This window comes from Achromobacter sp. ACM01, assembly GCF_014851745.1.
Lineage (GTDB): Bacteria > Pseudomonadota > Gammaproteobacteria > Burkholderiales > Burkholderiaceae_B > Achromobacter > Achromobacter aegrifaciens.
This window is the reverse complement of sequence record NZ_JACVAF010000001.1, coordinates 401,431-428,364: the sequence shown is the minus strand read 5'-3', so window position 1 is coordinate 428,364 and position 26,934 is coordinate 401,431. Positions and strand designations below refer to the sequence as shown.

Here is a 26,934-nt window from a genome sequence, read left to right as displayed (position 1 = left end):
ATGTCCTCGGGAATCGTCCGTCCGGCGCGACGGGCCGGACGGACCGGATGGTCGGCAGGCACGCCTAGCGGTGCTTGGCGTCCTCGTTGGGGATGCCGTCCATGGGGCACTCCGGCGTACCCACGGTGGACCGGGTGAAGGATTCGACCATCTTGCGCGTGCCCTCCGGATCGTTGATCCAGTTGGCGTAGAAGTTGTACGGGCATGCCGCGACGCCGGTGGCCTCTTCGCCGGAATTGATCTTGCCGGTGTAGCCGCGGTGCACCAGCTTGAACAAGTGGTTCTGCGACTGCATGTTCTTGCGCGCGTCGCGGATCAGGCTGGTGGAGAGCTCGGCGTACTGCACGCCCATGTCTTCTTCACCGCATTCGCCCAGCGTGCGGCCGTCGAAGCCGATGATGGCCGAATGGCCGAAGTAGGAATACACGCCGTCGAAGCCCGCGGCATTGGCCACCGCCACGTAGACGTTGTTCATCCACGCCATGGCCTTGGACACCATGACCTGCTGGTCCTTGGCCGGGTACATGTATCCCTGGCAACGCACGATCAGCTCGGCGCCGCGCATGGCGCAATCGCGCCAGATCTCGGGGTAATTGCCGTCGTCGCAGATGATGAGGCTGATCTTCAGTCCCTTGGGGCCTTCCGACACATAGGTGCAATCGCCCGGATACCAGCCTTCGATCGGCACCCAGGGCATGATCTTGCGGTACTTCTGCACGATCTCGCCCTTGTTGTTCATCAGGATGAGCGTGTTGTACGGCGCCTTGTTCGGGTGCTCTTCGTGGCGCTCGCCCGTCAGCGAAAACACGCCCCATACGTTGGCCTTGCGGCAGGCGTCGGCGAACACAGCGGTCTCTTCGCCCGGAATGGCCGAAGCGGTTTCGTACATTTCCTTGGCGTCGTACATGATGCCGTGGGTGGAGTACTCGGGGAAGATGACCAGGTCCATGCCGGGCAGGCCGCGCTTCATGCCCACGACCATGTCGGCGATCTTGCGGGCGTTCTCCATCACCTCCGCGCGGGTATGCAGCCGCGGCATCTTGTAGTTCACGACGGCCACGCCCACGCAATCGTTGCTGCTGGAGATATCTCCGTGTCTCATGACAATGCTCCTCGGTGGTTGACGGTCATACCGTCAGGAAAGATCTGACTTTGTCCTGGTCCAGGCTCTCGCGGCAGGCCTCGTGCACGATGCGGCCCCGGTCTATCACCAGGAAGCGGTCGGCCAGGTCCAGCGCGAAGCTCAGCATCTGTTCCGACACGACGATGGCGAAGCCGCGCTCCTCGCGCAGCGCGTTCAGGATCCGTGCGATGTCCTTGATGATGGAGGGCTGGATGCCTTCGGTGGGCTCGTCCAGGATCAGCACGCGCGGATCGGAAATCAGCGCGCGGGCGATCGCCAGTTGCTGCTGCTGCCCGCCGGACAGGTTGCCGCCCTTGCGCCGGCGCATCTCGTGCAGCACCGGGAAAAAGCGGTACAGGTATTCCGGCACGGCCTTCAGGCCGCTGCGCTCCGCGCCGGTCAGGATGTTCTGCTCCACGGTCAGGAAGGGAAAGATCATCCTGCCTTGCGGCACGAAGGCCAGCCCGTTGCGCACGCGCTGGTAGCTCTCCATGCCGGCCAGCTCCACGCCGTCCAGCCGGATGCTGCCCGAGCCCGACCGCAGCATGCCGATCAGCGCCTTGAGCAAGGTAGTCTTGCCCATGCCATTGCGGCCCATGATGGCCACGGATTCCCGGGGCGCAACTTCGAAGCACACATCGTGGACGACGTGCGATTCGCCGTAACTCACGTTCAACCTGTCGATCCGGAACATGGCGCGTCCTCCTCTCAATGGCCCAGGTACACGTCCAGCACACGCGGGTCGGCCTGCACTTCGCCCACCGTGCCTTCGCTCAGCAAACGTCCCTGGTGCAACACCGTGACCTTGTGCGCGATGCGCTTGACGAAATCCATGTCGTGCTCGATGACCACCATCGACTTGCCGCGCGAGATGCGCGCCAGGAGCTCGGCCGTCTGTTCACGTTCGCGCGGACTCATGCCGGCCACGGGTTCATCCAGCAACAGCAGCTGCGGGTTCTGCATCAGCAGCATGCCGATCTCCAGCCATTGCTTCTGTCCATGGCTCAGGCGGCCAGCCTTCTCCGCCAGGCGGTCCTGCAGGAAAACCTGCGCGGCCATGTCCTGGATGCGCTCGCGGATTTCCGCCGTGCGCCGGAACCGCAGCGAGCGGACCACCCCGTGCGCGTTCGGCAGCGAGATCTCGAAGTTCTCCAGCACCGTCAGGTCTTCATAAACCGACGGCGTCTGGAACTTGCGCCCGACGCCGGCCCGCACGATATCGAATTCCGCCATGCGCACCAGATCGCGGCCCTGGAACATAACGCGGCCCGCCGATGGCCGGGTCTTGCCGCAGATGATGTCCAGCAGCGTGGTCTTGCCCGCGCCATTCGGGCCGATGATGACGCGCAGCTCATCCTGCGCCACGCGCAGGCTCAGGCCGTCCACTGCGCGAAAGCCATCGAACGAGACCGTCAGGTCCTCGACGCTCAGGATGGCGCCGGGCGCCGGGCGGTCGCTGCTCATTTCCATGCTGGCGGGCTCCTGCAGGTCCAGGGTGGCACTCATCGCGCGCTCCCCGCGGCGCGGCGCGCCTGAATCTGGCCGAACACGCCGGCCAGGCCGTTGGGCATGACCACGACGACCGCGATGAAGATGGCCCCCAGGAAATACAGCCAGACTTCCGGAAACGTCTCTGACAGGTAGGACTTGAGAAAGCCGATCAGCAAGGCCCCGACCACGGCCCCGGGAATCGACAGCCGGCCGCCGACGGCCGCATAGATCACCATCTCGATCGACGCCACCACGCCAATGGCGCCCGGAGAGATCAGGCCTACCTGCAGGGTGAAGAAGGCGCCGCCGATGGAGGACAGGACCGCCGCCACGCAAAAGATGCAGGCCTTTACGTGCGCGGTGTCGTAACCCGAGAACCGCACGCGATCTTCGCGTTCTCGGATGGCGATCAGGATCTTGCCCAGCCGGCTGCGCACGATGGCCAGCGCCGCCAGCATCGCCACGACCAGTGCGCCGGCTTCGATGAAGTACAGCGCCTGCTTGCCTTCGTCGCCGACGATGTCCCAGCCCAGCAGCGTGCGGAAGTCGGTAATGCCGTTGGCGCCGCCCGTGTCCCCCTGCTGGCCGATGATGAGCACGGTCAGCGTCATCGCCAGGGCCAGGGTCACGATGGCGAAATACACGCCGCTGACCCGCTTGCGGAAGATCGCCAACGAAAACAGATAGGCCGCCAGTCCCGGCAGGACCACGATCAGCAGCAGCGTCAACGTCAGCGAGTGGAACGGTTGCCACCAGACCGGCAGGCTCTCCACGCTGCTCCACACCATGAAGTCGGGCAGCTCCGGCGCGGACGCCTCCAGCTTCAGGAACATGGCCATCATGTACCCGCCCAGCCCAAAGAAAATGCCTTGCCCCAGGCTCAGCACGCCGCTATAGCCCCAGGTCAGCACGATGCCTATCGCCACGAAGGCGAACGCCATGTACTTGCCGACCAGGTTCAGCCGGAACGGATCCAGCGACAGGGGCAGGACGGCCAGGATCAGCGCCGCGACCAGCAGGATCGCGATCTCTTCGGTTTTCCGATGCAGGGTCTTCATCGCATCACCCCCGAGTCTTGTTGGCGAACAGCCCGTTCGGGCGGAAATAGAGGACCAGGATCACCAGGACGAGGATCGTGACCTTGGCCATCGAACCGCTCATCAGGTACTCCAGCGTGGTCTGCGACTGTGCGATCGCAAGGCCGGAGAACGCCGTCCCCAGCAAGCTCTGCACGCCGCCGAACACCACGACGATGAATGAATCCACGATGTAGAGCTGGCCAGTGCCGGGGTTGGTCGATCCGATCATGGTGAAGACGCAGCCCGCGATGCCCGCCAGGCCGGAGCCCAGCGCGAAGGTCAGCGCATCCACGCGCCGCGTGTTGATGCCGACGGCGCCCGCCATCGCGCGATTCTGGGTGACGGCGCGCACGCGCAGTCCCCAAGCGCTGCGGTAAAGCAGCAGATACACGCCCACCGCCACCAGCAGCGTCAGGCCCAGGATGAAGATGCGATTCAGCGGGAACTGCAGGTCGGGCGTGGGCTCCCACGCGCCGCTGAGCCAGGAGGCCAGCGGCACGCTGACCTCCTGCGCGCCGAACAGCGAGCGATAGGCCTGCTGCAGGATCAGGCTCAGGCCCCAGGTCGCCAGCAGCGTGTCCAGCGGACGGTTGTAGAACCAGCGGATGAAGCCGCGCTCCAGCCCATAGCCGAATGCGAAGGTGACCAGGAACGCCAAAGGAATGGCCGCGAACAGGTAGACGTCCATCCAGCCCGGCGCCCAATGCTGGAACGCCACCGAGACCAGATAGGTGGTGTAGGCGCCCATGGCCATCAGCTCGCCGTGCGCCATGTTGATGACGCCCATCAGGCCGAACACGACGGCCAGGCCGATCGCCATCAGCAGAAGGATGCTGAACAGGCTGATCCCGTTGAATAGCTGCATTGCCGCGATGTCGATATTCATGGTCACGTTCCTGGCTGCGCCGGCGGCAAGGCCGCCGGCCAAGGGCTTGCGCGCATTGGCAAGCGCGGGCTACAGCTTCGGGAAGGGATTGGGCTCGATCAGGTCGGCCGATTCCCAGACAATGTCGAACTGCCCGTCCGGCCTCGCCCGGCCCACCCGCACCTTCTTCCAGACGTGATGGTTGGTCTCGTGCACGCGCACGGTCCCCTCCGGCGCCTGCAACGTCAGCCCGGCGGACGCCGCGATCACCTTGTCGGGATCGAACGAACCGGCCTTCTCCACGCCGAGCTTCCACAGATACACGCTGTTGTAGGCAACCTCCATCGGGTCGCCGATGACCCGGTCCTGGCCGTACTTGGCCTTGAAGGCCTTGACGAATTTTTCGTTGGCCGGATTCTGCAGGCTCTGGAAGTAGCCCATGCAGGCGTAGTAGCCCGCCGCGTTGTCCTTGCCGATGCCTTCGATCTCGTTTTCGGACACCACGGTGGACAGCAGCACGACGCGCGTGCCGTCCAGGCCGGCCGCGCGCAGCTGCTTGTAGAACGCCACATTCGAGCCGCCCACCACGGTGCTGTAGATGCACTCGGGCTTGGCGGCCTTGATCTTGTTGATGATGGAAGAGAACTCGGTGTGGCCCAGCGGCGCGTACTCCTCGCCCACCACCTTGGCATTCATGCGGGCGATGGCCGGCTTGGCGATCTTGTTGCAGGTGCGCGGATAGATGTAGTCGGAGCCGACCAGGAAAAAGGTCTTGCCCTTCTCCCGCGCCATCCACTCCACCGCCGCGATCACGGACTGCGTGGCTTCCTGCGACGGATAGAACACCCGCGCGTCCTGTTCCTGGCCTTCGTAATAGGTGGGGTAGTAGAGCAAGCCTTTGCTGCGCGCGAGCACCGGCAACAGCGCCTTGCGCGAAGCCGAGGTATAGCAGCCCACGATGGCGGCCACCTTGTCGCGGTCGAGCAGCTTGCGCGCCTTCTCGGCAAACACGGCATTCTCGCTCGCGCCGTCTTCTACCACGGGCTCGATCTTGCGCCCCATCACGCCGCCCGAGGCGTTGATCTCTTCGATCGCCAGCTTCTCCGCGTCCACCAACGACGCCTCGGCGATGGCGATGGTGCCGGACAGCGAATGCAGCAGGCCCAGTTTGACTGTGTCTTGGGCATAGGCCTGGCGGGGCAAGGCTGCCATCCCCGACGCGGCGCTCAGTAGGACCATGGAGCCGCTGTGCTGCAGAAAGCGGCGGCGGTTGTATACGCTCATCGTTGCGCTCCTGTGCGTTTCTGAAGGCAAGCCTCCGGCTGGGGCTTGCACGCAAGCCCTGAACTGCCCGGGATTGGGCAGGCGCCTTTGCCCACCACATCACGACGACTGCCGTCCGCCCGCTGCCTGCCACGTTTCTTCAGGCAAAGCTGCGCCCACGGCGCAGCGAAACGCCATTCGAAGAAAAGCGATGGACAAACGGAAAACGAAAAGGCCCGAGCCGGAAATTCCGGCTCGGGCCTTTTTGCCCTACGCCTGACTGGCAACACTGGCAGTCGGCGAAAATTTGAAGACGAACTTGCGTCTGGAAGGCATTCTGAAGAAGCGTGTGGCGCTATGCCATGCGTATTTTCCCTTAGCGGCTGCGGCTCGCTGCCAAGGCGCGGCGCAAGGCTGGCGCGGCATTCTGCAGGTAGCGCCACAAGCGGTTCGAGACCGGGCCCTGCGCGCGGTCCGTGCGCCGCGCCGCGACCAGTTCTTCGACGCTGCCCGGCAGATGGCGGTTGGCAATCGAGATCAGGCGACCGTCGCGCAGTTCCTCATCGACGAGAAAGCGCGGCATGTGGCCCCAGCCCATGCCTTGCAGGATGATTTCCTTCTTCATCAGCTGGTCCGCCACCGTGCACTGGCGCGCGCCTTCCACGGTGAAGTAATCCTGCGGCGGCGTATGCCTGGCGGTGTCGCGCATGACGCATTGCGTGTAGTCGCGCATCAGCGCGGGCTTGATAGCACGCGGCACGGGCTCACGCAGAAAGCCGGGCGCCACCACGGGCACGAAAGGCACCTTGGCCAGGTCGACCCATTCAATGCGGGCATCGTTCTTGTCGACGCGATGCAGGATGAGGTCGGCCTCGCCGTCGTAAAGGCGTTCCAGCGGCCCGGACACGGCCTCGAAGTGCAGGTCCAGGCGCGTGGCCTGGCAGTCGGCGAAAAAGCGGCTCAAGAGACCCAGCACATAAGGGCGCGGACAGAAGTCGCCGATCACGATGCGCAGTTCGGTTTCCTCGCCCATGGCCAGTTGCTCGGCGTGCGCGCGCAAGGCGGTCAGCTCGCGCAGCAGCGATTGCGCGCGCGCATGGAACGACTGCCCCGCGGCCGTCAGGCTCACGCGGTAGCCGCTGCGGTCCAGCAAGGCCAGACCCAGCTGCCGTTCCAGCTTGGCCACGGCGGCGAACACCGCCGGGTGCGAGCGGTGCAGCGTTGCCGCGGCCGCCTGGAAGCCGCCGTCGCGCGCTACCGCGTCGAAGCACTGGAGATCGTGCAGCGTGAATTCGCTCATGTCTGTTTTTCCGACAATGATTGTGCAAACTTTGTAATTTTTTCTTTAACGACGCGCAACTACGATTTGCCTCACACCCATCACCCAGAGGCGAATCATCATGCAAGACATCTCCCACTACACCGCCGGCGACGGCGCCCGCATCGCCTACCGCTACGATGGCCGCGCGGACCTGCCCACGCTGGTGCTGGCGAACTCCATCGGCACCAACCTGCACATGTGGGACGCGCAGATTCCCGCGCTGACACGCCACTTCCGCGTGCTGCGCTACGACTACCGCGGCCATGGCGCGTCCAGCGTGCCGCAAGGCCCCTACTCTCTGGACCGCCTGGGCCGCGACGTGCTGGAGCTGATGGACGGCCTGGGCGTCGAGCATGCGCATTTCCTGGGCTTGTCGCTGGGCGGCATCGTCGGACTATGGCTGGGCCTGCACGCGCCGCAGCGCATCGACCGCCTGGTCCTCAGCAATACCTCGGCCTATCTGGGACCGGCGCCGCAATGGGACGAGCGCATCGCCGCCACGCTACAGGCAGAGAACATGTCGGAAACGGCCGAGACCTTCCTGAAGAACTGGTTTCCCGCGGCCTGGCTGCAGCAGAGCAATCCCGCCGTCGAACCGTTCCGCGCCATGCTGCTGGACACCGACAAGCATGGCCTGGCGGGCGCATTCGCCGCGGTGCGGGACTTCGACCTGCGCCGCACCATGGCGCTGATCCCCAATCCGACGCTGGTCATCGCCGGCCAGCACGACACGGTCACCGCGGCCAGCCACGGCGAGCAGATCGCCGCAACCATCCCCGGCGCCAGGCTGCTGACGCTGCCGGCCGTGCATTTGGCGAACATCGAACTGCCCCAGGCCTTCGAGGCCGCGGTGCTGGAGTTCCTGCTCGAAGGCTGAATAGCTAGTCCGCGCCGCGCTCCCAACGGCGCTGGATGGCCTTGGCCGCGACCACGCCGTCGGCCATGGAGGTCACCACGCAGGGATGCATGCGGTGCGCCACCTCGCCCACGGCGTAGATGTCGGGCACGCTGGTCTCGGCGGTGGCGAAGTCCGTACGGATGTAGCCGCGCTCGTCGCGGGCCAGGTGCAGGCTGTCGGCAAAGCCGGCCTGAGGCTCCCAGCCGTAGAAGACCAGGATCAGGTCGTACTGCTTGCCGTCCACGCTGCGGGTGGCGGGGTCCACCTTGTATGGGCCGATATGCACGCCTTCGCGGCCGGCGCGCGTCACCCATTGCTGTTGGGCGCGGACGCTGCGGGCATAGAGATGCACGCTGCGGGCGCCGCGGTTGCGCACGTAAACGTAGTTTTCGAAGGCGTTGTCGCCACCGCCCAGCACCGCCACCGACAGGCCCGAATAGTCCTGCGCCACGATGGGCGAGCCCGGGCCGATCAGCACGCCGGGCCAGGATGCGCCCGGCGGGTGGTCCGGCAGCCCCTTGGCGCGCACGCCCGAGGCGATCACCAGGGTGCGCCCGCGCACCAGGGATTCGGCGCCGTCTGCGTCTGCCAGCGTCGCCTCGATGCCGCCTTTGCAGGGACGCACCCCGGTTACGCGGGTTTCCAGGCGCAGCGGCACGCCGGCCGCGCGCACGCTGGCGTCGATGTTGGCAGCCACCTGCTGTCCGGTCACGCCCGGCAGCACCGCGATCCAGTCGTCGGCGAAGGGATTGTCATTGCCCAACCCGCCCAGCCGGGGGCCAGCCTCGACCAATAGCGGGGACAGGCCCAGGCGCGCCAACCACAGGGCGCAGGAAGCGCCGGCCGGGCCGCCGCCTACAATGACCGAATCGTGCATCTGTTGCATTTCACCCCTTATTGACTGCGCCGGCGCCTCACGGACGCCCGGACATGGCCGGATTGTAGCCAGCGCGCCGCCCCCGTTCCGCTGTCGCCTTACAATTCCGGGCTACCCCACCCAGGTTTTCATCATGCCTACACGCCGCATCATTCTTTCCGGGCTTGCGCTCGACGCCCGCATCGGCATCCTCGAGCACGAGCGCCGCGCCACCCAGCCCCTGCATGTCGACGCCGACTTCGACGTGGACATCCAGCGCTCGGTCGACGACCACGACATCCACAGCGTGCTGGACTACCGCCGGCTGCGCGAGGCCATCGTGGAAGAATGCACGCAGGCGCACGTGAACCTGATCGAAACCCTGTCGGAGCAGGTCGCGGCGCGCCTGCTGGCCGACTTCCAGGAAATCCGCGCGCTGCGCCTGCGCATCAGTAAGCCCATGGCCTTTTCCGACTGCGCGGCGGTAGGCGTGGAAATCCAGATCACGCGTTGACCATGAACGATATCGCTACCCCTGAGGTGCGCTTTCGCACCGAGGCCGAAGAAAAGGCCCGCCACGAAGGCAACAAGCTGACCAAGCGCCTGGCCCGCGAAACCACGCGCGCCCTGTCCGACTACAACATGATCGAAGCAGGCGACCGCGTCATGGTCTGCCTGTCGGGCGGCAAGGATTCCTACGCGCTCCTGGACATCCTGCTGCAGCTGCAGAAGCGCGCCCCCTTCAAGTTCGAGCTGATCGCGGTCAACCTGGACCAGAAGCAGCCAGGCTTTCCCGACCACATACTGCCGCAGTACCTGACGGAACTGGGCGTGCCCTTCCACATCGAGACGCAGGATACGTATTCCATCGTCACGCGCGTGCTGGAAGAGGGCAAGACCATGTGCTCGCTCTGTTCGCGCCTGCGCCGCGGCATCCTGTACCGCGTCGCCTCTGAACTGGGCGCGACCAAGATCGCGCTGGGCCATCACCGCGACGACATCCTGGGCACGTTCTTCCTGAACCTGTTCTACGGCGGCAAGGCCAAGGGCATGCCGCCCAAGCTGGTGTCCGATGACGGCCGCCACACGGTGATCCGCCCCCTGGCCTATGTGCCGGAAACCGACCTGATCGCCTACGCGGAGCTCAAGCAGTTCCCCATCATTCCCTGCAATCTCTGCGGTTCGCAAGAGAACCTGAAGCGCAAGGAAGTGGGCCGCATGATCAAGGAATGGGACAAGCAGCATCCGGGCCGCTCGTGGAACGTGTTCAACGCGCTGTCGCGCGTGGTGCCTTCGCACTTGATGGACCGCGACCTGTTCGACTTCGTGGGTTTGAAGCCTACTGGCCAGCCGGACGCCAATGGCGACACGGCGTTCGACGCCGAGGATCCGCAGGAAGATGCTGGCGAAGCCTGTGGCGATACGCCGCAAGCGCTGGAGCCCGGCGCCATTGTCGAAAAGAAGGTGACGTTCACGCGCAGCTGAAAACTGCGCGCAGAAATGAAAAAGGCTGCCCTGCGCAGCCTTTTTCATTTGCAGGCGCTACGCCTACGCGTTCAGCACGCGGATGGGCTTGCCGGCTTTCCACGCCTTCACCGCTTCCAGCGCATTCTGATAGAAGGCTTCGAAGTTCTCGCGGCTGACGTAGCCCAGGTGCGGCGTCAGGATCACGTTGTCCAGGTCCCGCACGGAATCCGTGGGCGACAGCGGCTCTTCGGGATAGACGTCCAGGCCCGCGCCGGCGATGCGGAACTTCACCAGCGCGTCCATCAAGGCTTCCTGGTCCACCAGGCCGGCGCGCGAAGTGTTGACCAGGTACGCGGTCGGTTTCATCGCGGCCAGCGCGGCCGCGTCGACCACATGGCGGCTGCGCTCGGACAGGATCAGATGCAGGCTGACCACGTCGGACGTGGCGAAGAGTTCGTGCTTGTCCACCCGCTTCACGCCCGCCGCCTCGGCGCGCTCGTCGGTCAGGTTGGGGCTCCAGGCCACCACGTCCATGCCGAAGGCCAGGCCTACCTTGGCGACCGCCGCGCCCAGCTTGCCCAGGCCCAGCACGCCCAGGCGCTTGCCTGCCAATGGTTCAGGCATGGCCGTCTGCCACATGCCGCGGCGCATGGCCGCGTCTTCGGCCGGCAGGTGCTTGAACAGGCCCAGGATGTGCGCCCAGGCCAGTTCGGCCGTGGCGGTGTTGGCGTCGGCGCTGCCGGGCGCGCCGCAGACGATGATGCCCTGCCCGGCGCAGGCCTGCATGTCGATAGCGTTGTTGCGCATGCCGGTGGTGACCAGCAGACGCAGGTTCGGCAGGGCGCGGATCCGCTCCGCGGGGAACGGCGTGCGCTCGCGCATGGCGACAATCACGTCGTAGGGTTCAAGCGTGGGCTCGACCTGTTCTTCGGGAATGAAGTTGTTGAAGATCTGCACCTCGGCGTCACCGCCCAGCGAGGTCCAATCCGCATAGCGCTTGGCTACGTCATGGTAATCGTCGAGTATTGCGATTTTCAAAAGCTGTCTCCGGGGGCTTGGCGCCTGTGGCGCCAGCCTCCCGGCCGGCGCCGCGCGCCGGTCAGTTCAAGCGGGCTTTGAATTGCTCCAGCGGCAAGGCGCCGCTGACGCGCGAGCCGTCTGCAAAGAACGTGGTCGGCGTGCCGCGCACCATCAGCTTCTGGCCCAAGGCCAACAGCTTGTCCTCGGGCACGTCGCAATTGGCGGTGGCGGGCTTCTTGCCGCGCAGCATCCAGTCATCCCAGGTGGCGCCCGGGTCCTTCGAGCACCACACATCGCGCACCTTGTCCTTGGAATCGGGCGACAGGATGGGATAGAGGAAGGTGTAGACGGTGATGTTGTCGACGTTTTCCAGCGTCTTGCGCAATTGCTTGCAGTAGCCGCAGTTGGGGTCTTCGAAGATAGCGACCTTGCGCGAACCGTCGCCCTTGACCTGCTTGATGGCGAGATCCAGCGGCAACTGGTCGAACGACACGGCGCTCAGGCGTTCCTGCGTTTCGCGGGTGACGTCGCGGCGCGTCATGGCGTCGATCAGCGGACCTTCCATGACCCACGTCACTTTTTCATCCGTGTAGATGAGGTCCATGCCCAGCTGCACTTCGAACAGGCCGTAGGGCGTGCGGCGCACGGCCGTGACGTCCATGCCGTCGAAACGCTGGCGGAAACGCTCCTTGACCGCGTCCGCCACGGGATCGGCCGGCGCCACCTGGGTGGTGGAGTAGCTCTTGTCGCCCTTGGCGGGCTGCCCCACGGACTGGGTGGAGACAGACTTGTCGCCCTGGGCCGCCACACCGGCGGACATGCCCAGGCCCGCGGCCAGGAAACAAGCCGCCAAGGTGGCGGATATGCGGAAATTCATCGGTACTCCTGTACTCATCTATCGTGTTCTTGTGCGGAAAGGGTAACCGATCCGCGCCTGGGCGAATCCGGTCTGCGGGCAGGCTCCCCCTAAGGATCAGACAATCCGCCCGCGGGCGAGGTTCCGCGGGACGGATCCGGCCCTAGTTGGCCGAGGCCCCGGTTATCAGGCGGCGCTTGATCAAAGGCGCCCGCTCTACCCAGTGCATGCCGGCATTGCGCAGCCAGACCAGCGGCGTCGCCCGCGACGCGAACAGCTTGTGCAAGCCGTCAGTGGCCAGGCGCATGGCCAGCACCGGCTCGGCGCGCGCGCGCTGGTAGCGGTGCAGCACGCGCAGGTCGCCCGCCGAGCGATAGACTTCGCGGCCCGCGACCACGCGGGCCAGCGCCTCGACGTCGCCCAGGCCCAGGTTCAGCCCCTGGCCCGCCAGCGGGTGCAGGCGGTGGGCCGCGTCGCCCGCCAGCGCGATACCCGGCGCAACCATCTGGGCGCGCTCCAGCGTCAAGGGAAAGCCATGCAGCTTGCTGCGGACCTTCAGCGCGCCCAGGCGGCCTTCGGCGGCGTCTTCCAGCAGGGTTTCGAGGCGAGCGGCCTGCTCCTCGGGCGGCAGGGCCAGCAGTGCCTGGGCCAGCTCGGTGCGCATGGACCAGACCATGGAAACCTGCGGACCGGCAGAGGTATCGGGCAGCGGCAGCAGGGCCAGCACGCCGTCGTCTCGGAACCACTGGAAAGCGGTGCCCTGGTGCGGACGCTCAGCGTCCAGGTGCACCACCAGACCCGTGTCGTCGTAGGACACGGATTCATGCTTCAGGCCGGCGGCCTCGCGCAGCGGCGACGCCGCGCCATCGGCGCCCACGAACAGCTCGGCCTCGATGCGCGCGCCGCTTTCGGTGTCGATGGCGCCGTCGCGGTAACCCGTGCAGCGGTCCTCCAGCCACGGGATGCCGAACATGCGGACCGCCTGGATCAGCACGCGCTCGATTTCGCCGGACTCGACGATCCAGGCCAGCTGCGGCAGCGCCGCCTGCCAGGCGCTCAGGTTCACCTGGCCGTCGGCGTCGCCGTGGATTTCCATGGCGTTGACCGGCGTCAGCCGGGACGCGGGCATGGCGTCCCACACGCCGAGCTCGGCCAGGAAACGCTGGCTGGCGGGCGAAATGGCATAGACGCGCGGGTGGTAGCGGTCGGGATCGGCCGGCGGCACGCTGGCGCGCGGCGCCAGCACGGCCACGCGCTGGCCGCGGCGGGCCAGCGCCAGGGCAGTGGACAGGCCGACGATGCCGGCCCCGCAAACGACGATCTGATGGCTCATCTTGCACTCGGCTCCCCAGCCTGTTTCGGCCACAGCACCCACATCTGGCCGCGTTGCTTCATGCGGCCGGCCTGCTGGCCGGCGTCGTCGCCGTAGCCCCAATAGAAGTCGGCGCGCGCGGCGCCGCGGATGGCCGTGCCCGTGTCCTGGGCCAGCACCAGGCGCTGCAGCGGCCGGTCGGACGCCGGATAGGTCGTGGCCAGGAACACCGGCGTGCCCAGCGGCACGAAACCCGCGTCGACCGCGATCGAACGCATGGGGGCCAGCGGCACCGCGTAGGCGCCCTTGGGACCTTGTTCCGGATCGACTACCGCCTCTTCGCGGAAGAACACCACCGCCGGGTTGGCGTTGAGCATTTCCGGCACGCGCTTGGGATTGCGCTGGGCCCAGGCGCGGATGTTCTGCATGGAAGCCTGGTCGGCCGACAACTCGCCGCGGTCGATCAGCCAGCGGCCGATGGAGGCGTAAGGCTGGCCGTTGTGGTCGGCATAGGCCACGCGGATGGTCTTGCCGGAATCGGGACCGTCGGTCAGCTGCACGCGGCCCGAGCCCTGCACCTGCAGGAAGAAGTTGTCGACGGGGTCATCCACCCACACCAGCACAGGCGGACGCCGGCCGGAGGACTCGATGGCGGCACGCGAGTCATAAGGCACCACCCGCTTGCCGTCCAGCTTGCCGCGCACGCGCTTGCCCGCCAGTTCCGGATAGATCGAGCCCAGGTCGATGGTCAGCAGGTCCGCGGGCACGGTGTACAGCGGCCACTGATGGCTGCCGCCCTGGCGGCGCGAGCCGCGCACCAGGGGCTCGTAATAGCCTGTCACGGTGTTGGTGGCCGGCGTGCCGTCGGCGGCGTTCAGACGCCAGGGCTGCAGATAGGTCTGCAGGAAGCGGCGCACGCCCTCGCCATCGCCCGCGGCAGGCGCGCGGGACGGATCCGCGGCGGCCGCGCAGACCGGCTGCCAGGCCCGCGGCGTGGCGCGCGCGGGCGCGGCCAGGTTGCCGCTGGTCGGCCGCATCAGGCCGCGGCAATTGCGCAGGAACAGAGGCCAGAAGCGCGACAGGTCATCGTTGGTCCAGCCGGGCATCTCGGCCCAGTTGGCCGCCTTGTACTTGCCAGCCAGCGCGCGCGGCGGAGTATCGGGCAAGGACGCCAGCGACGGCACCACCAGCGGGCCGTCGGCCGCGGGCGCGGACGGGCCGGGGATGCCGGCCGAACCGGAGTCGGGAGGAATGTCAGAGGGGGTGGAACATGCCGCCAGCAATACGGACAGCACGGACAGACTGAGAATGCGCTTCATGAGCAAATGAAAAAACGTGCGACGGATGGCCGGGCCATTCAATGCAGGGTACGCGGCATGGCCAGGACGAATTCGGAGATCGGCACTTCGAACGGTATGCCGTTCTCGCCGACGCAGTGGTAGGTGCCGCGCATCGTGCCCACCGGCGTGGGCAGGGGACAGCCGCTGGTGTACTCGAAGGTTTCGCCGGGCGCGAGCAAGGGCTGCTGGCCCACGATGCCCAGCCCGCGCACTTCCTGCACGCGCTGGTTGCCATCGGTGATGATCCAATGGCGGCTGATCACCTGGGCGGGATGCTCGCCGGTATTGGTGATGCGGACGGTATAGGCGAACACGAACTGCTGTTCGCCAGGATCGGACTGTTCAGGCACGAAGCGCGGAGAGACAGAGACGCTCAGGTCGTAAGGTTTCACAGTCCTTCCCTGTGTGGTGCTGGCGGGCGGCCGTGGTACGGCGCCGGACGCTGGAAAAGACGCGGTTCCCGGACCCGCCGGGCCGGGCCATTCCCGGTACCGCGCCTCAAACTGCAATAATGGCACATTATGCCCTCCCCGATCCCGAACATCATGTCTACCCAACAGGCTTCCACCCGCATCACCCCCAGCATCCTGTCGGCCGACTTCGCCCGCCTGGGCGAGGAAGTCCGCAACGTCGTCGCCGCCGGCGCCGACTGGATCCACGTGGACGTGATGGACAACCACTATGTCCCCAATCTGACCATCGGCCCGATGGTGTGCGCGGCCATCCGCCCCCACGTCCAGGTGCCGATCGACGTGCACCTGATGGTGGAACCGGTGGACGACCTGGTGCCGATGTTCGCCAAGGCCGGCGCCGACTACATCAGCTTCCACCCTGACGCCAGCCGCCACGTGGACCGCACGCTGTCGCTGATCCGCGAAAACGGCTGTAAGGCCGGCCTGGTGTTCAACCCCGCCACCCCGCTGTCCTACCTGGACTACGTGATGGACAAGATCGACCTGATCCTGATCATGTCGGTGAATCCGGGCTTCGGCGGCCAGAGCTTCATCCCCGGCGCGCTGACCAAGCTGCGCGAGGCGCGCGCGCGCATCGACGCCTGGACGCAGGCCGGCGGCCAGGAAATCGTGCTGCAGGTCGACGGCGGCGTGAAGATCGACAACATCGCTGAAATCCGCCGCGCCGGCGCCGATACCTTCGTGGCCGGCTCCGCCATCTTCGGCAAGCCGGACTATGCCGGCATCATCAAGTCCATGCGCGAACAGATCGCCATCGGCGAAACCACCGCCATCTAAGCTCCGGGAACCGACATGACCGCTTTTCGCGCCGCGCTGCTGGACCTGGACGGCACCCTGCTGGATTCGATTCCCGACCTGGCCTTCGCGGCCAACGCCATGCGCGTCGAGCTGGGCATGTCGCCGCTGCGCGAAGACGTGGTGGCCACCTTCGTGGGCAAGGGCGTGGACAACCTGGTGCGCCGCAGCCTGGCCGGCAGCCTGGACGCGGCCGATCCCACCGCCGCCGAGTTCGATGTCGCCCGCGCCGCCTTCTATCGCCATTACCACCTGTCCAATGGCGAAAAAGCGCAGATCTACCCTGGCGTCATCGACGGTCTGAAACTCATGCGCGAGCAAGGGCTGAAGCTGGCCGTCGTCACCAACAAGCCCACCGAATTCACCCTGCCGCTGCTGCAACGCACGGGCCTGGCGGGCTTTTTCGATGCCGTGGTCTGCGGCGACACCTGCGAGCGCCGCAAGCCCGATCCGGATCAGGTGGTGCATGCCTGCGACCTGCTCGGCGTCGCTCCGCACGAAGCCGTGACCATCGGCGATTCCGTCAATGACGCGCAGGCGGGCCGCAGCGCAGGCACCCAGGTCCTGGTCGTGCCTTACGGTTACAACGAAGGCCGGGACGTGCGCGAGCTGGATGTCGATGGTATAGTTGACACGCTAGTCGCCGCCGCCCAGTGGGTCGCGCTCTGGAATCAAAACCAGAACGCGGCAAAAACAGGCTCCTGAACAACGGCGGCTCACCGCGAATTCAATACTGAACAAAGCTCAATGAACGTTTCCATCCAGAACCAAATGCTCGGCGCCTCGTGGCGCTGGTGGCGTTTGTCTTCCGGGTGGCGATGATCCCTCCCGGCCCTGGACGCGTATGCCGCCTAGTGCCGTAGCTGTGTAAACACAGAGCCAAGCCCGGAACCAGTAACCTGGACCGGGCTTTTTTGTTGCGCGCCTGGTCCGATAGCAGATAAATCGCTCACGAGACCCGACATGACCGAAATCGAATTCAAGGCCCTCGCCGCACAAGGCTACAACCGCATCCCGCTGGTCGCCGAAACCTATGCCGACCTGGACACCCCGCTGGGCATCTACCTGAAGCTGGCGCACGCCGGCCCCCAGGGCGGACGCATGACCTGCCTGATGGAGTCGGTGGTGGGCGGCGAACGCTTCGGCCGTTATTCCTTCATCGGCCTGCCGGCCCGCACGGTGATCCGCGCCAGCGGCACCCGCACCGAGGTGCTGCACGACGGCAAGGTCGCCGAAACCCATGACGGCGATCCGCTGGCCTTCATCGAGCAATACCAGAGCCGCTTCAAGGTCGCCCTGCGTCCCGGCATGCCGCGCTTCTGCGGCGGCCTGGCGGGCTACTTCGGCTACGACACCGTGCGCCACATCGAGCCCTGCCTGGGCCCGGCGGTCAAGCCGTTCCCCGCCGGCATGGAAGGCGGCACGCCCGACCTGATGCTGATGCACGTGGACGAGCTGGTCATCGTCGACAACCTGGCCGGCCGCATCTACCTGATGGTCTACGCGGATCCGGGCCAGCCCGAGGCCTACAGCCGCGCCCAGCAGCGCCTGCACGACCTGCGCGCCCGACTGCGACGCCCGGTGGAAATTCCCTACAGCCACGCCAGCATGCAGACCGAAGAGCGGCGCGACTTCAAGAAGGAAGACTATCTGGCGGCCGTGCACCGCGCCAAGGAACACATCGCCGCCGGCGACCTGATGCAAGTGCAGATTGGCCAGGTCATCGCCAAGCCCTTCCGCGATTCCCCCCTCTCCCTCTACCGCGCCCTGCGGTCGCTCAATCCCTCCCCCTACATGTACTTCTGGAACTTCGGCGACTTCCAGGTGGTCGGCGCGTCGCCGGAAATCCTGGTGCGCCAGGAACGCGTGGTGGAAAACGGCGAACCCAAGTCGCAGATCACGATCCGTCCCCTGGCCGGCACCCGCAAGCGCGGCGGCACGCCCGAGGAGGACGCCGCCCTGGCCGCCGAACTGAAGGCCGATCCCAAGGAAGTGGCCGAACACGTGATGCTGATCGACCTGGCGCGCAACGACGTGGGCCGCGTGGCCCAGGTGGGCTCCGTCAAGGTCAGCGACACCATGGTGATCGAACGCTATTCGCACGTGATGCACCTGGTGTCCAACGTCACCGGCACGCTGAACCCGGGCATGAGCAGCATGGACGTGCTGCGCGCGTCCTTCCCCGCAGGCACCCTGACCGGCGCGCCCAAGGTCGAGGCCATGAAGATCATCGACGAACTGGAACCCGTGCGCCGCGGCATCTACGGCGGCGCGGCCGGCTACCTGAGCTACGGCGGCGAAATGGACGTGGCCATCGCCATCCGCACCGGCGTCATCAAGGACGGCACGCTGTACGTGCAGGCCGCCGCCGGCATCGTGGCCGATTCCAACCCCGAAGCCGAATGGGCCGAAACCGAAGCCAAGGCTCGCGCGGTGCTGCGCGCGGCGGAGCAGGTGCAGCACGGCCTGGACGAGCCCATCTGAGGCCCCGCCCCCACCGGACATATCCGGGCCGCCGGGCGGCCCCACAGGAGAATTAAATGCTGTTGATGATCGACAACTACGACTCTTTCACCTACAACCTGGTGCAATACTTCGGTGAACTGGGCGAAGACGTGCGCGTGGCGCGCAACGACCAGATCACGCTGGAAGAGATCGCCGCCATGAACCCGGACCGCATCTGCGTGTCGCCCGGCCCCTGCTCGCCGGCCGAGGCAGGCATCTCGGTGCCCGTGATCCAGGCCTTCGCGGGCAAGAAGCCCATCCTGGGCGTGTGCCTGGGCCATCAGGCCATCGGCGCGGCCTACGGCGGCGATATCGTGCGCGCGCAGCAGATCATGCACGGCAAGACCGTGCAGATCTCGCACACGGGCACGGACATCTTCACCGGTCTGCCCACCCCGTACACCGTGATTCGTTACAACTCGCTGACCATAGACCCCGCCACCCTGCCCGACTGCCTGGCCGTGACGGCGACCGCGCCGGACGGCGACATCATGGGCGTGCGCCACAAGACCCTGCCGCTATACGGAGTACAGTTCCATCCCGAGTCGGTGCTCAGCGAGCACGGCCATGCCCTGCTCCGCAATTTCCTGAACCTCGCCTAAGAAGGACGCATCGTGACTATTTCCCCCGCCGAAGCGCTGACGCGCTGCATTGAACACCGCGAAATCTTCCACGACGAAATGCTGCATCTCATGCGCATGCTGATGCGCGGCGAAATGTCGCCGCAGATCGCAAGCGCCTTGCTGATGGGCCTGCGCGTGAAGAAAGAGACCATAGGCGAAATCACCGCCGCCGCGCAGGTCATGCGCGAATTCGCCACGCCCGTGGTCACGCCCAACCCCGCCGACCTGCTGGACATGTGCGGCACCGGCGGCGACGGCAGCCATACCTTCAACATTTCCACCACCGCCATGTTCGTGGCGGCGGCGGCCGGCGTGCCGATCGCCAAGCACGGCAACCGCAGCGCCTCGTCGTCCAGCGGCAGCGCCGACGTGCTGGAAGCCCTGGGCGCCAACCTGGTGCTGACGCCCGAACAGGTGGCCGAGTGCATCCAGGCCACCGGCATCGGCTTCATGTTCGCGCCCGCCCACCATGGCGCCATGAAGAACGTGGCCGCCGTGCGCAAGGAACTGGCCGTGCGCACCATTTTCAACATCCTGGGCCCGCTGACCAATCCGGCCGGCGCCGCCAACCAGTTGATGGGCGTGTTCCACCCCGACCTGGTCGGCATCCAGGTGCGCGTGCTGGAACGCCTGGGTTCGCGCCACGTGCTGGTGGTGCACGGCAAGGACGGCATGGACGAGGCCTCGCTGGGCGGCGCCACCCTGGTCGGGGAACTCAAGGACGGAAAGGTCCTCGAATATGAGATCCATCCCGAGGACTACGGGCTATCCATGATGTCCAACCGCAGCATCAAGGTGTCCAATCGCGAACAATCGCGCGAGCTTGTCATCGAGGCGCTCGAAAATGTCGAGGGCACCGCCCGCGACATCGTCGCGCTCAATGCGGGACTCGCCATTTATGCTGGCAATAAGGCCGATTCCATTCCCGAGGCATTGGCTCTAGCATTTGAACTTATCTCCACCGGCGCGGCGCGAGCCAAGCTGGAAGAATTCTGCGCATATACCCGGAAATTCCTGAAATGAACGATATTCTCGCGAAGATCCTCGCCGTCAAGGCCGAGGAAGTCGCCGCCGCTCGCCAGATGCGCAGCGAAGCCGAAGTCCTGCGCGAAGCGCAGGCGCGGCAGGACGTGCGTGGCTTTGCCCAAGCCATCGAAGACAAGATCTCGCAAGGCAAGCCCGGCGTCATCGCCGAAATCAAGAAGGCCTCGCCGTCCAAGGGCGTGCTGCGCGACCCTTTCAATCCCCCGGAAATCGCCGCCACCTATGCGGTGCACGGCGCGGCCTGCCTGTCGGTGCTGACCGACGTGCAGTTCTTCCAGGGCTCCCACGACCATCTGCGCCAGGCGCGCGCGGCCTGCTCGCTGCCGGTGCTGCGCAAGGACTTCGTGATCGATCCCTACCAGATCATCGCCGCGCGCGCCATGGGCGCGGACTGCGTGCTGCTGATCGTGGCCGCGCTCAGCCCGGCGCAACTGCGCGACTATGAAACGCTGGCGATGGAACTGGGCATGGACGTGCTGGTGGAAGTGCATGACGCCAAGGAACTGGACGTCGCGCTGACCATGAAGACGCCGCTGCTCGGCATCAACAACCGCAACCTGCGCACCTTCGAAACCAGCCTGTCGAACACCCTGGACCTGCTGCCCCGGATTCCCGCGGGCAAGCGCGTCGTGACCGAAAGCGGCATCCTCAAGCCGGAAGACGTGCAGCTGATGCGCCAGCACAAGGTCGACGCCTTCCTGGTGGGCGAAGCCTTCATGCGCGCCAAGGATCCGGGCGCGGAACTTGCGCGCCTGATGGGCTGACCGGCCGGCCCGGGAGCCCATGGACACCACCTTCCTGCTCAATTTCATCCAGGTCATCGAGCAGGGTTCGATCGCCGAGGTTGCGCGCAAGAACGGCCTGACACCGGCGGCGGTCAATCAGCGCATCAAGAAGGTCGAGGACGAACTGGGTTTCAAGCTGGTGGTGCGTTCCGGCCGCACCGTCAAACCCACGGTCGAAGGCGCGCAGATCCTGGCGCAGGCCAAGCACGTCATGGAAGAGGTGCGCAACCTGAAGGCCGCGTCCCAGGGGCCGGTGGTGTTCGGCCACCTGACCCTGGGCGCGTTCGATTCGGCCATGACCACGCTGATGCCCACGCTGCTGGCGCGTCTCATCGACCGGCATCCCAATCTCGAAATCAGCCTGGTCAAGGGCTATTCCGTCAATCTCTACAGCAAGATCTGCGACGGAGAGATGGACGCGGCACTGATACTGCAGCCGCAGTTCCAGATGCCCAAGAACCTGGAATGGCGCCGGGTGCGTGACGAGCCGCTGGTGGTGCTGGCGCCGGCCTCGCTCGCCGAGACCGACCCGCACCAGCTGCTGCGCGCCAATCCGCTGATCTGCTATGACCGCAAGCTGTGGGGCGGGCAGCTCGCCGCCAACTACTTCCGCCAGCACAGCATACGGCCCAAGATACGCATCGAAACCGCTTCCATCGAGGTCATCGCGCTGCTGGTAGGCCAGGGACTGGGCGTGTCCCTGGTGCCGGACGGCGCAGGCGAACTGCGCCCGGACTCCGGGCTGCGCAAGATCCCCCTGCCGGACGACGAGCACTTCCGCAGCGTCGGCCTGCTATGGAACCGGCAATCGGTCCGCGCCGCCCTGATCGAGGAAATCTACGAGATCGCGCGGGCCGCCTGAGGCGGGGCCTCAGCAGGTTCCCTCGGCGCCCAGGATGACCGTGGACTGGCTGGACAGCGTGCCGCCGTTGCCGTGCGCCAGGGCCAGGCGCGCATCCCGGACCTGGCGCTCGCCCGCCTGGCCGCGCAACTGGCGCACCGCTTCGATCACCAGGAACACCCCGTACATGCCCGGATGGACGCAGGACAACCCGCCCCCGTTTGTGTTCACCGGCAGCCTGCCACCCGGCGCAATGCCGCCGCCGCGCACGAAGGCCCCGCCCTCGCCCTTGGCGCAGAATCCCAGGTCTTCGAGGAACAGGATGGTGTTGATGGTGAAGGCGTCGTATAGCTGCGCCACGTCGATGTCGGCTGGACGATAGCCGGCCATTTCGAACGCCAGCGCGCCCGACTGGCGCGCCGCGGTGGTGGTCAGGCTCTCCATCGCGGATATCTGGCGGTTCCATACGGCGGTCGCGCTGCCCAGGATGTAGGCGGGAGGCTGTGGCAGATCCCGGGCGCGGTCGGCCCGCGTCATCACGAAGGCGCCCGCGCCATCCGTCACCAGGCAGCAATCGCGGACAGTCAGCGGATCCGATACCCGGCGCGCGCTCAGCACCTCATCAATTGATAGTGGATCGCGCGAATATGCTTCGGGATTGAGTTGCGCCCAGCGGCGCGCCGCCACCGCAACTTCGGCCAAATCCTCGCGCCGGGTGCCAAACTCGTGCATGTGGCGCCTGGCGGCCAGCGCGTAGGCGCTGGGCGGATTCAAAGGTTCATACGGCATTTCGTAGGGCTGAGGGTCCAGCGCCTTGCGCGTGGCCGCAATCGCCGAGCGTCCGACGGCAGCTGTCTTCTGCGCGCTGCCGTAGCAGACCAGCACGGCATTGCACTGCCCCGAATCCAGCGCATGGGCCGCGGCCAGGATGTAGGACATGAAGCTGGAGCCGCCCAGGCAGGTTCCATCGATGTAGGTGGGGCGGATGCCCAGGGTCTCGATGACGGACATAGGCCACATGCTGGCCGCCACGCTGGAGGTCGCGATGCCGTCGATGTCGCGCATCTGCAAGCCCGCATCCCGCACCGCCGCATGGGCGGCCCGCACCAGCAGCTCCATGTCCGTGTAGCCCGGCGCCTGGCCGAGGCCGAAGTGGCCAACGCCGGCGATGACCGTCTTACCCCGCAATTGCCGGTAGTTCATTGCTGCGCCTCCTCGAACAACACGGCGGCGGCGCCGTCGCGTTCGCCGATTACGGCCCTTACGGCCATGCCGATGCGCACCTGGTCAGGCGGCATGCCCACGACGTTGGACATCATCCGCACGCCCTCCTCCAGATCGAGCAGCGAAACGTTGTAGTCGCCGCCGGCCTCGGGCTTGCGCGCGACAGTGGTGCAACTGTAGACAATGGCCCGCCCCGTCGGTGCGACCCAGGTCAGCGCCTCGCTGCCGCAATGTGGGCAGATTTCGCGCGGCTGGAACACGTGCCGCGCGCAATCGGCGCAGCGCTGGATCAGGAAGCGGCCCTGCGCCAGGTGGTCGAAGTACTGCTTCTGGGTGCCTGCATTGGCGGCTGCGCTGTTCATCGCGATTCTCCCTGGCTTGCGGGCTGCTGCAGCGCCGCGATTTCAGTGTCGCTGCATCCGAGCCTGGCGCTCAGGACGCTCTGCGTATCGGCTCCCAGCAAGGGAGCCGCGTTGCGGTAGGCGACCGGGCTTTCCGAGAAACGCATCGGACTGCGGACCTGCGGCACGCTTCCGCAGACTGGGTGCGGCAACGAGAATTTCAGGCTGCGGGCGCGCACCTGCGGATCCTCATGAACCTGGGCGATGTCGTTGATCACGCCTACCGGCACGCCTGCGGCATCCAGCAGGCCGACCCATTCGTCGCGGCCTCGCGTGAGAAACAGCCGCTCGAGTTCGGGAATGAGCACGCCCTTGGCGAGCACGCGCCCGGTATTGGTCAGGTAGCGCTCATCTTCAGCCAGATCGGGCCGGCCCGCCGCGGCGCAGAATTTCTGGAACTGACCGTCGTTGCCAACGCCCAGCACCACATGCCCATCCGCCGCCTCGAACACCTGATAAGGGGCCAGGTTGACATGCGCGTTGCCTTCACGGCGGGGCACCTCGCCCGACAGAAAGTAGTTGAAGTTCTGCACGCCCAACGCCGCCACCTGGCAATCCAGCATGGAGATATCGATGTGTTGGCCCAGGCCGCTGCGGCCGCGCTCATGCAGCGCCGCGAGGATGGCGCTGGTGGCGTACATGCCCGCCATCAGGTCGGCGGCGGCGTTGCCGGCCTTCTGCGGACCGCCGCCAGGCAACGCGTCCTTTTCCCCAGTGATGCTCATCAGACCGCCCAGCGCCTGGATCACGAAGTCATAACCGGGCTTTTCCGCGTAGGGACCGTCCTGGCCGAACCCCGTGATGGAGCAATAGATGAGCCTCGGGTTCAGCTCCCGCAGGCTGGCGTAGTCCAGGCCGTACTTGCGCAGGCCGCCCACCTTGAAATTCTCGACGAAGATGTCGCATCCGGCTGCCAGCCGGCGCACCGCGTCCGCGCCAGCCTGGGTTGCGATGTCCAGGGCCAACGACTTCTTGTTGCGGTTGGCGGCCAGGTAATACGCCGACTCCTGCGTGCGCCGGCCTTCGGCGTCCATCAGATTGGGCGGCCCCCAGCCGCGGGTGTCGTCGCCCGATAGCGGGCGTTCGATCTTCAGTACTTCGGCGCCCAGGTCGGCCAGGTTCTGCGTGCACCAGGGACCCGCCATGATGCGGGTCATGTCCAGCACGGTGATGCCGCTAAGCGGAGGTTCTCTGTTAGACATAGGATGTGTGTACGTGGATGACGGAAGGGAAAGCCTCAGCGAGGGTAAAAGCCGCCGCCGTCGCGCGCCTGGGCGAGCAGCAGCGGCGCGGGCGTCCAGTACTGCTCGCCTGCCAGGCTGGCGTAATGGCGGATGCGCTCGCAGAGGCGCGCCGCGCCGATCTGGTCCGCATGGAACATCGGGCCGCCGCGGAACCGCGGAAAGCCGTAGCCGTTGAGCCAGATGGTGTCGATGTCCTCCGGCCGGCTGGCGACGCCCTCCTCCAGGATCAGCGCCCCCTCGTTGATCATGGCGTAGAGGCAGCGCTCCAGGATCTCTCCGTCGGAAATCTCGCGCCGCCTGATGCCGCGCCGTTCCGCGTTGCGCACGATCAGTTCGGAAATGGCCGGATCCACCGACCGTTTGCGCTGCGCATCATAGGTATAGAACCCTGCGCCGGTCTTCTGCCCCAGCCGTCCCTCCGCGACGATCTCGTCCAGGATGTTGCAGGCCACCTCGCGTGGGCTCAAACGGTCCAGCCGGCTTTGGCGGTTGCGCCAGGCCACGTCCAGGCCCGCCAGGTCGTTCAGCTGGAACTGTCCCATCGGAAAGCCGAACTCGCACAGCACGCGGTCGACCTGCTCGGGCAACGCGCCTTCCTCCAGCATGAAGTAACACTCGCGGGTGCGTCGCGCCAGCATGCGGTTGCCGACGAAACCATCGGACACCCCCACCATCACCGCCACCTTACCCAGGCGCTTGCCCAAGGCCTGGATCGTGGCCAGCGCGCGCGGCGAACTACGCGCGCCGCGCACGTTTTCCAGCAGCTTCATGATGTGGGCAGGGCTGAAGAAATGCATGCCGACGACGTTCTCCGGGCGGCGCAGGTCCGCCGCCAACGCATCGATGTCCAGGAACGAGGTGTTGGTGGCGATCAGCGCATCCGGCCGCAGGTTCTCTTCGATGCTGGCCAGTACCTGCCGCTTGACGCCCATGTCCTCGAAGACGGCCTCCACCACAAGGTCGCAGTCGCACAGCGGCTCGTATTGCTGCGTCGGCGTCAGCGCGCCGCTCCGCGCACGCTGCGTGGCTTCGGTGATGCGGCCCTTCGCCACATCGTTGCTATAGGTCTTGCCTATGGTCTCGACGCTGGACGCCAGCACCTTTTCGTTCTGCTCGACCAGCACGACGGGGATGCCCGCATTCAGAAAGCACATGGCGATGCCCGTGCCCATGGTGCCGGCGCCGACCACGCCGGCCTTGCGCACCGGCGCCGCGTCCTCGGCGGGCAGGCCGGCGGGCTTGGTCGCGATGCGCTCGGCGAAGAACGCGTGGCGCAAGGCTTGCGCCTGCGGCGACGCCACCAGTTCCCGGAAGCGCTCGCGGCCATAGACCACGCTGTCCTCGAAACTCGAAGCGACGCTGCGCATGGCCACGTCGACGCAAGCCTGCGGCGCCAACTGGCCTCGATGGCTGACCTGGAACCTGGCGCGTGCGGCCTCGAACAACTGAGGTTCGCAGGCCGGAACCGGCAATTCCCGCGTACGCCGCGCGCCCTGGCCCTCCGCCAGCAAGCGCTGGGCGTACGCAATGGCGGCGGCCCGGACATCCTCCTGTGCTAACGCGTCCGCCAAACCGGCTTCCAGCGCCTCGGCCGCGTCTATTGGTTTGCCGCCCGCAGCCATGTCCAGCGCCTTCTCGACGCCCGCCAGGCGCAGCAGCCGAGGAATACCGCCCGCCCCGGGGATGATACCCAGGGTGGACTCGGGCAGGCCCAGGCGGGCTCGCGCATCCACCACCCGGTAGTGGCAGCCCAGGGCCAGTTCCAGCCCCCCGCCCAGCGCGGAACCGTGGATCGCCGCGACCACCGGCTTGGCGCTGGATTCGATGGCGTGTATCACCTGCGACAGGTGCGGGTCCAGCGGCGGCTTGCCGAACTCCTTGATATCGGCCCCGGCCACGAAGGTAGCGCCGGCGCAGGCAATGACGATGGCCCGGGTATCGTCATCGCCTGCCGCCTGCTCCATGGCCTGCAGCAGGCCGGCGCGCACCGCCTGGGACGTGGCATTGACCGGAGGGTTGTCGATGACGATGACGCGGATGTTTCCGCTAAGCGTGGAAGTTACGGCTTGCATGGTTGTCCTGGAGTGATGGCGGCCTCGCCGCCGGTG

General features: G+C 66.3%; 27 protein-coding genes. 10 read left to right on the top strand and 17 right to left on the bottom strand.

The window, feature by feature from the left end; genetic code table 11:
• Window positions 1–64: 64 nt before the first annotated feature.
• The 7 genes from IB268_RS02055 to IB268_RS02025 form a co-directional block, all read right to left on the bottom strand.
• A complete protein-coding gene (locus tag IB268_RS02055) occupies window positions 65–1,102 on the bottom strand; it encodes an aliphatic amidase (protein WP_054455211.1) in 1,038 nt (345 codons plus the stop codon).
• 25 nt (window positions 1,103–1,127) lie between these two features.
• The gene (urtE, locus tag IB268_RS02050) at window positions 1,128–1,817 is read right to left on the bottom strand and encodes an urea ABC transporter ATP-binding subunit UrtE (protein WP_054455212.1); all 690 of its coding nucleotides are present in this window, start codon (window positions 1,815–1,817) and stop codon (window positions 1,128–1,130) included.
• Window positions 1,818–1,831: 14 nt separating this feature from the next.
• Entirely contained in the window at window positions 1,832–2,593 is a 762-nt protein-coding gene (gene urtD / locus IB268_RS02045) for an urea ABC transporter ATP-binding protein UrtD (RefSeq protein WP_082401110.1), read from the bottom strand.
• 32 nt (window positions 2,594–2,625) lie between these two features.
• Complete coding sequence (urtC, locus tag IB268_RS02040) at window positions 2,626–3,672, bottom strand: urea ABC transporter permease subunit UrtC (protein WP_192353745.1); 1,047 nt, start codon at window positions 3,670–3,672, stop codon at window positions 2,626–2,628.
• Between the two features lie 4 nt (window positions 3,673–3,676).
• The gene (gene urtB, locus IB268_RS02035; protein WP_054455216.1) at window positions 3,677–4,579 is read right to left on the bottom strand and encodes an urea ABC transporter permease subunit UrtB; all 903 of its coding nucleotides are present in this window, start codon (window positions 4,577–4,579) and stop codon (window positions 3,677–3,679) included.
• A gap of 69 nt (window positions 4,580–4,648) precedes the next feature.
• Window positions 4,649–5,842 carry an urea ABC transporter substrate-binding protein gene (gene urtA, locus IB268_RS02030; protein WP_059377226.1) on the bottom strand — a complete coding sequence of 398 codons (1,194 nt, stop codon included), beginning with the start codon at window positions 5,840–5,842 and terminating at the stop codon, window positions 4,649–4,651.
• A gap of 355 nt (window positions 5,843–6,197) precedes the next feature.
• Window positions 6,198–7,121, bottom strand: a complete 924-nt coding sequence (locus tag IB268_RS02025) for a LysR family transcriptional regulator (protein WP_125473357.1) — start codon at window positions 7,119–7,121, stop codon at window positions 6,198–6,200.
• Between the two features lie 100 nt (window positions 7,122–7,221).
• Between IB268_RS02025 and pcaD the strand changes: the two genes are divergently transcribed.
• Complete coding sequence (gene pcaD, locus IB268_RS02020; RefSeq protein ID WP_192353744.1) at window positions 7,222–8,019, top strand: 3-oxoadipate enol-lactonase; 798 nt, start codon at window positions 7,222–7,224, stop codon at window positions 8,017–8,019.
• 4 nt (window positions 8,020–8,023) lie between these two features.
• Here the strand turns inward: pcaD and IB268_RS02015 are convergent, their stop codons facing one another.
• A complete protein-coding gene (locus IB268_RS02015) occupies window positions 8,024–8,926 on the bottom strand; it encodes an NAD(P)/FAD-dependent oxidoreductase (protein WP_054455224.1) in 903 nt (300 codons plus the stop codon).
• A gap of 124 nt (window positions 8,927–9,050) precedes the next feature.
• On the opposite strand from IB268_RS02015, the gene folB reads away from it, so the two are divergent.
• Both folB and ttcA read left to right on the top strand, forming a co-directional pair.
• Window positions 9,051–9,410 (top strand): dihydroneopterin aldolase, encoded by a 360-nt coding sequence (folB, locus tag IB268_RS02010; protein ID WP_008164827.1) that lies wholly within the window; start codon window positions 9,051–9,053, stop codon window positions 9,408–9,410.
• A gap of 2 nt (window positions 9,411–9,412) precedes the next feature.
• Window positions 9,413–10,381: a tRNA 2-thiocytidine(32) synthetase TtcA gene (gene ttcA / locus IB268_RS02005; RefSeq protein ID WP_054455226.1), complete on the top strand. Its 969-nt coding sequence runs from the start codon at window positions 9,413–9,415 to the stop codon at window positions 10,379–10,381.
• A 63-nt stretch (window positions 10,382–10,444) separates the two neighbouring features.
• On the opposite strand, the gene IB268_RS02000 is transcribed toward ttcA, so the two are convergent.
• The 5 genes from IB268_RS02000 to apaG all read right to left on the bottom strand — a co-directional run bounded on the left by IB268_RS02000 (window position 10,445) and on the right by apaG (window position 15,283).
• Window positions 10,445–11,401 (bottom strand): D-2-hydroxyacid dehydrogenase family protein, encoded by a 957-nt coding sequence (locus IB268_RS02000; protein WP_125473354.1) that lies wholly within the window; start codon window positions 11,399–11,401, stop codon window positions 10,445–10,447.
• Between the two features lie 61 nt (window positions 11,402–11,462).
• On the bottom strand, window positions 11,463–12,260 hold the full coding sequence (locus tag IB268_RS01995; RefSeq protein WP_054455230.1) for a DsbC family protein: 798 nt from the start codon (window positions 12,258–12,260) through the stop codon (window positions 11,463–11,465).
• Between the two features lie 142 nt (window positions 12,261–12,402).
• Window positions 12,403–13,572, bottom strand: a complete 1,170-nt coding sequence (locus IB268_RS01990) for a UbiH/UbiF family hydroxylase (protein ID WP_192353743.1) — start codon at window positions 13,570–13,572, stop codon at window positions 12,403–12,405.
• On the bottom strand, window positions 13,569–14,870 hold the full coding sequence (locus tag IB268_RS01985) for a murein transglycosylase A (RefSeq protein ID WP_192353742.1): 1,302 nt from the start codon (window positions 14,868–14,870) through the stop codon (window positions 13,569–13,571). Before IB268_RS01985 ends, IB268_RS01990 begins: the two co-directional genes overlap by 4 nt.
• Window positions 14,871–14,908: 38 nt before the next feature.
• On the bottom strand, window positions 14,909–15,283 hold the full coding sequence (gene apaG, locus IB268_RS01980; RefSeq protein ID WP_039882644.1) for a Co2+/Mg2+ efflux protein ApaG: 375 nt from the start codon (window positions 15,281–15,283) through the stop codon (window positions 14,909–14,911).
• A gap of 129 nt (window positions 15,284–15,412) precedes the next feature.
• Between apaG and rpe the strand changes: the two genes are divergently transcribed.
• The 7 genes from rpe to IB268_RS01945 all read left to right on the top strand — a co-directional run bounded on the left by rpe (window position 15,413) and on the right by IB268_RS01945 (window position 21,978).
• Complete coding sequence (gene rpe, locus IB268_RS01975) at window positions 15,413–16,141, top strand: ribulose-phosphate 3-epimerase (RefSeq protein WP_054455236.1); 729 nt, start codon at window positions 15,413–15,415, stop codon at window positions 16,139–16,141.
• A 15-nt stretch (window positions 16,142–16,156) separates the two neighbouring features.
• Entirely contained in the window at window positions 16,157–16,864 is a 708-nt protein-coding gene (locus IB268_RS01970) for a phosphoglycolate phosphatase (protein WP_054455239.1), read from the top strand.
• 258 nt (window positions 16,865–17,122) lie between these two features.
• Window positions 17,123–18,643 carry an anthranilate synthase component I gene (gene trpE, locus IB268_RS01965; protein WP_054455241.1) on the top strand — a complete coding sequence of 507 codons (1,521 nt, stop codon included), beginning with the start codon at window positions 17,123–17,125 and terminating at the stop codon, window positions 18,641–18,643.
• A gap of 56 nt (window positions 18,644–18,699) precedes the next feature.
• On the top strand, window positions 18,700–19,266 hold the full coding sequence (locus tag IB268_RS01960) for an aminodeoxychorismate/anthranilate synthase component II (protein WP_054455244.1): 567 nt from the start codon (window positions 18,700–18,702) through the stop codon (window positions 19,264–19,266).
• A gap of 12 nt (window positions 19,267–19,278) precedes the next feature.
• The gene (trpD, locus tag IB268_RS01955) at window positions 19,279–20,310 is read left to right on the top strand and encodes an anthranilate phosphoribosyltransferase (protein WP_054455246.1); all 1,032 of its coding nucleotides are present in this window, start codon (window positions 19,279–19,281) and stop codon (window positions 20,308–20,310) included.
• Window positions 20,307–21,095 (top strand): indole-3-glycerol phosphate synthase TrpC, encoded by a 789-nt coding sequence (trpC, locus tag IB268_RS01950; protein ID WP_054455247.1) that lies wholly within the window; start codon window positions 20,307–20,309, stop codon window positions 21,093–21,095. Before trpD ends, trpC begins: the two co-directional genes overlap by 4 nt.
• Before the next feature lie 19 nt (window positions 21,096–21,114).
• Complete coding sequence (locus IB268_RS01945) at window positions 21,115–21,978, top strand: LysR family transcriptional regulator (protein WP_054455250.1); 864 nt, start codon at window positions 21,115–21,117, stop codon at window positions 21,976–21,978.
• A gap of 9 nt (window positions 21,979–21,987) precedes the next feature.
• Here IB268_RS01945 and IB268_RS01940 read toward each other — a convergent pair whose 3' ends face one another.
• Genes IB268_RS01940 through IB268_RS01925 form a run of 4 tightly spaced genes read right to left on the bottom strand, consistent with a single transcriptional unit; the run spans window position 21,988 to window position 26,898 of the window.
• On the bottom strand, window positions 21,988–23,160 hold the full coding sequence (locus IB268_RS01940; RefSeq protein WP_054455252.1) for a thiolase: 1,173 nt from the start codon (window positions 23,158–23,160) through the stop codon (window positions 21,988–21,990).
• On the bottom strand, window positions 23,157–23,543 hold the full coding sequence (locus IB268_RS01935; protein WP_054455254.1) for a Zn-ribbon domain-containing OB-fold protein: 387 nt from the start codon (window positions 23,541–23,543) through the stop codon (window positions 23,157–23,159). The genes IB268_RS01940 and IB268_RS01935 overlap by 4 nt, the downstream gene beginning before the upstream one ends.
• Window positions 23,540–24,784, bottom strand: coding sequence for a CaiB/BaiF CoA-transferase family protein (locus tag IB268_RS01930; RefSeq protein ID WP_192353741.1), 1,245 nt, complete (start codon window positions 24,782–24,784; stop codon window positions 23,540–23,542). Before IB268_RS01930 ends, IB268_RS01935 begins: the two co-directional genes overlap by 4 nt.
• Before the next feature lie 35 nt (window positions 24,785–24,819).
• The gene (locus IB268_RS01925) at window positions 24,820–26,898 is read right to left on the bottom strand and encodes a 3-hydroxyacyl-CoA dehydrogenase NAD-binding domain-containing protein (protein ID WP_192353740.1); all 2,079 of its coding nucleotides are present in this window, start codon (window positions 26,896–26,898) and stop codon (window positions 24,820–24,822) included.
• Between the last annotated feature and the right edge of the window lie 36 nt (window positions 26,899–26,934).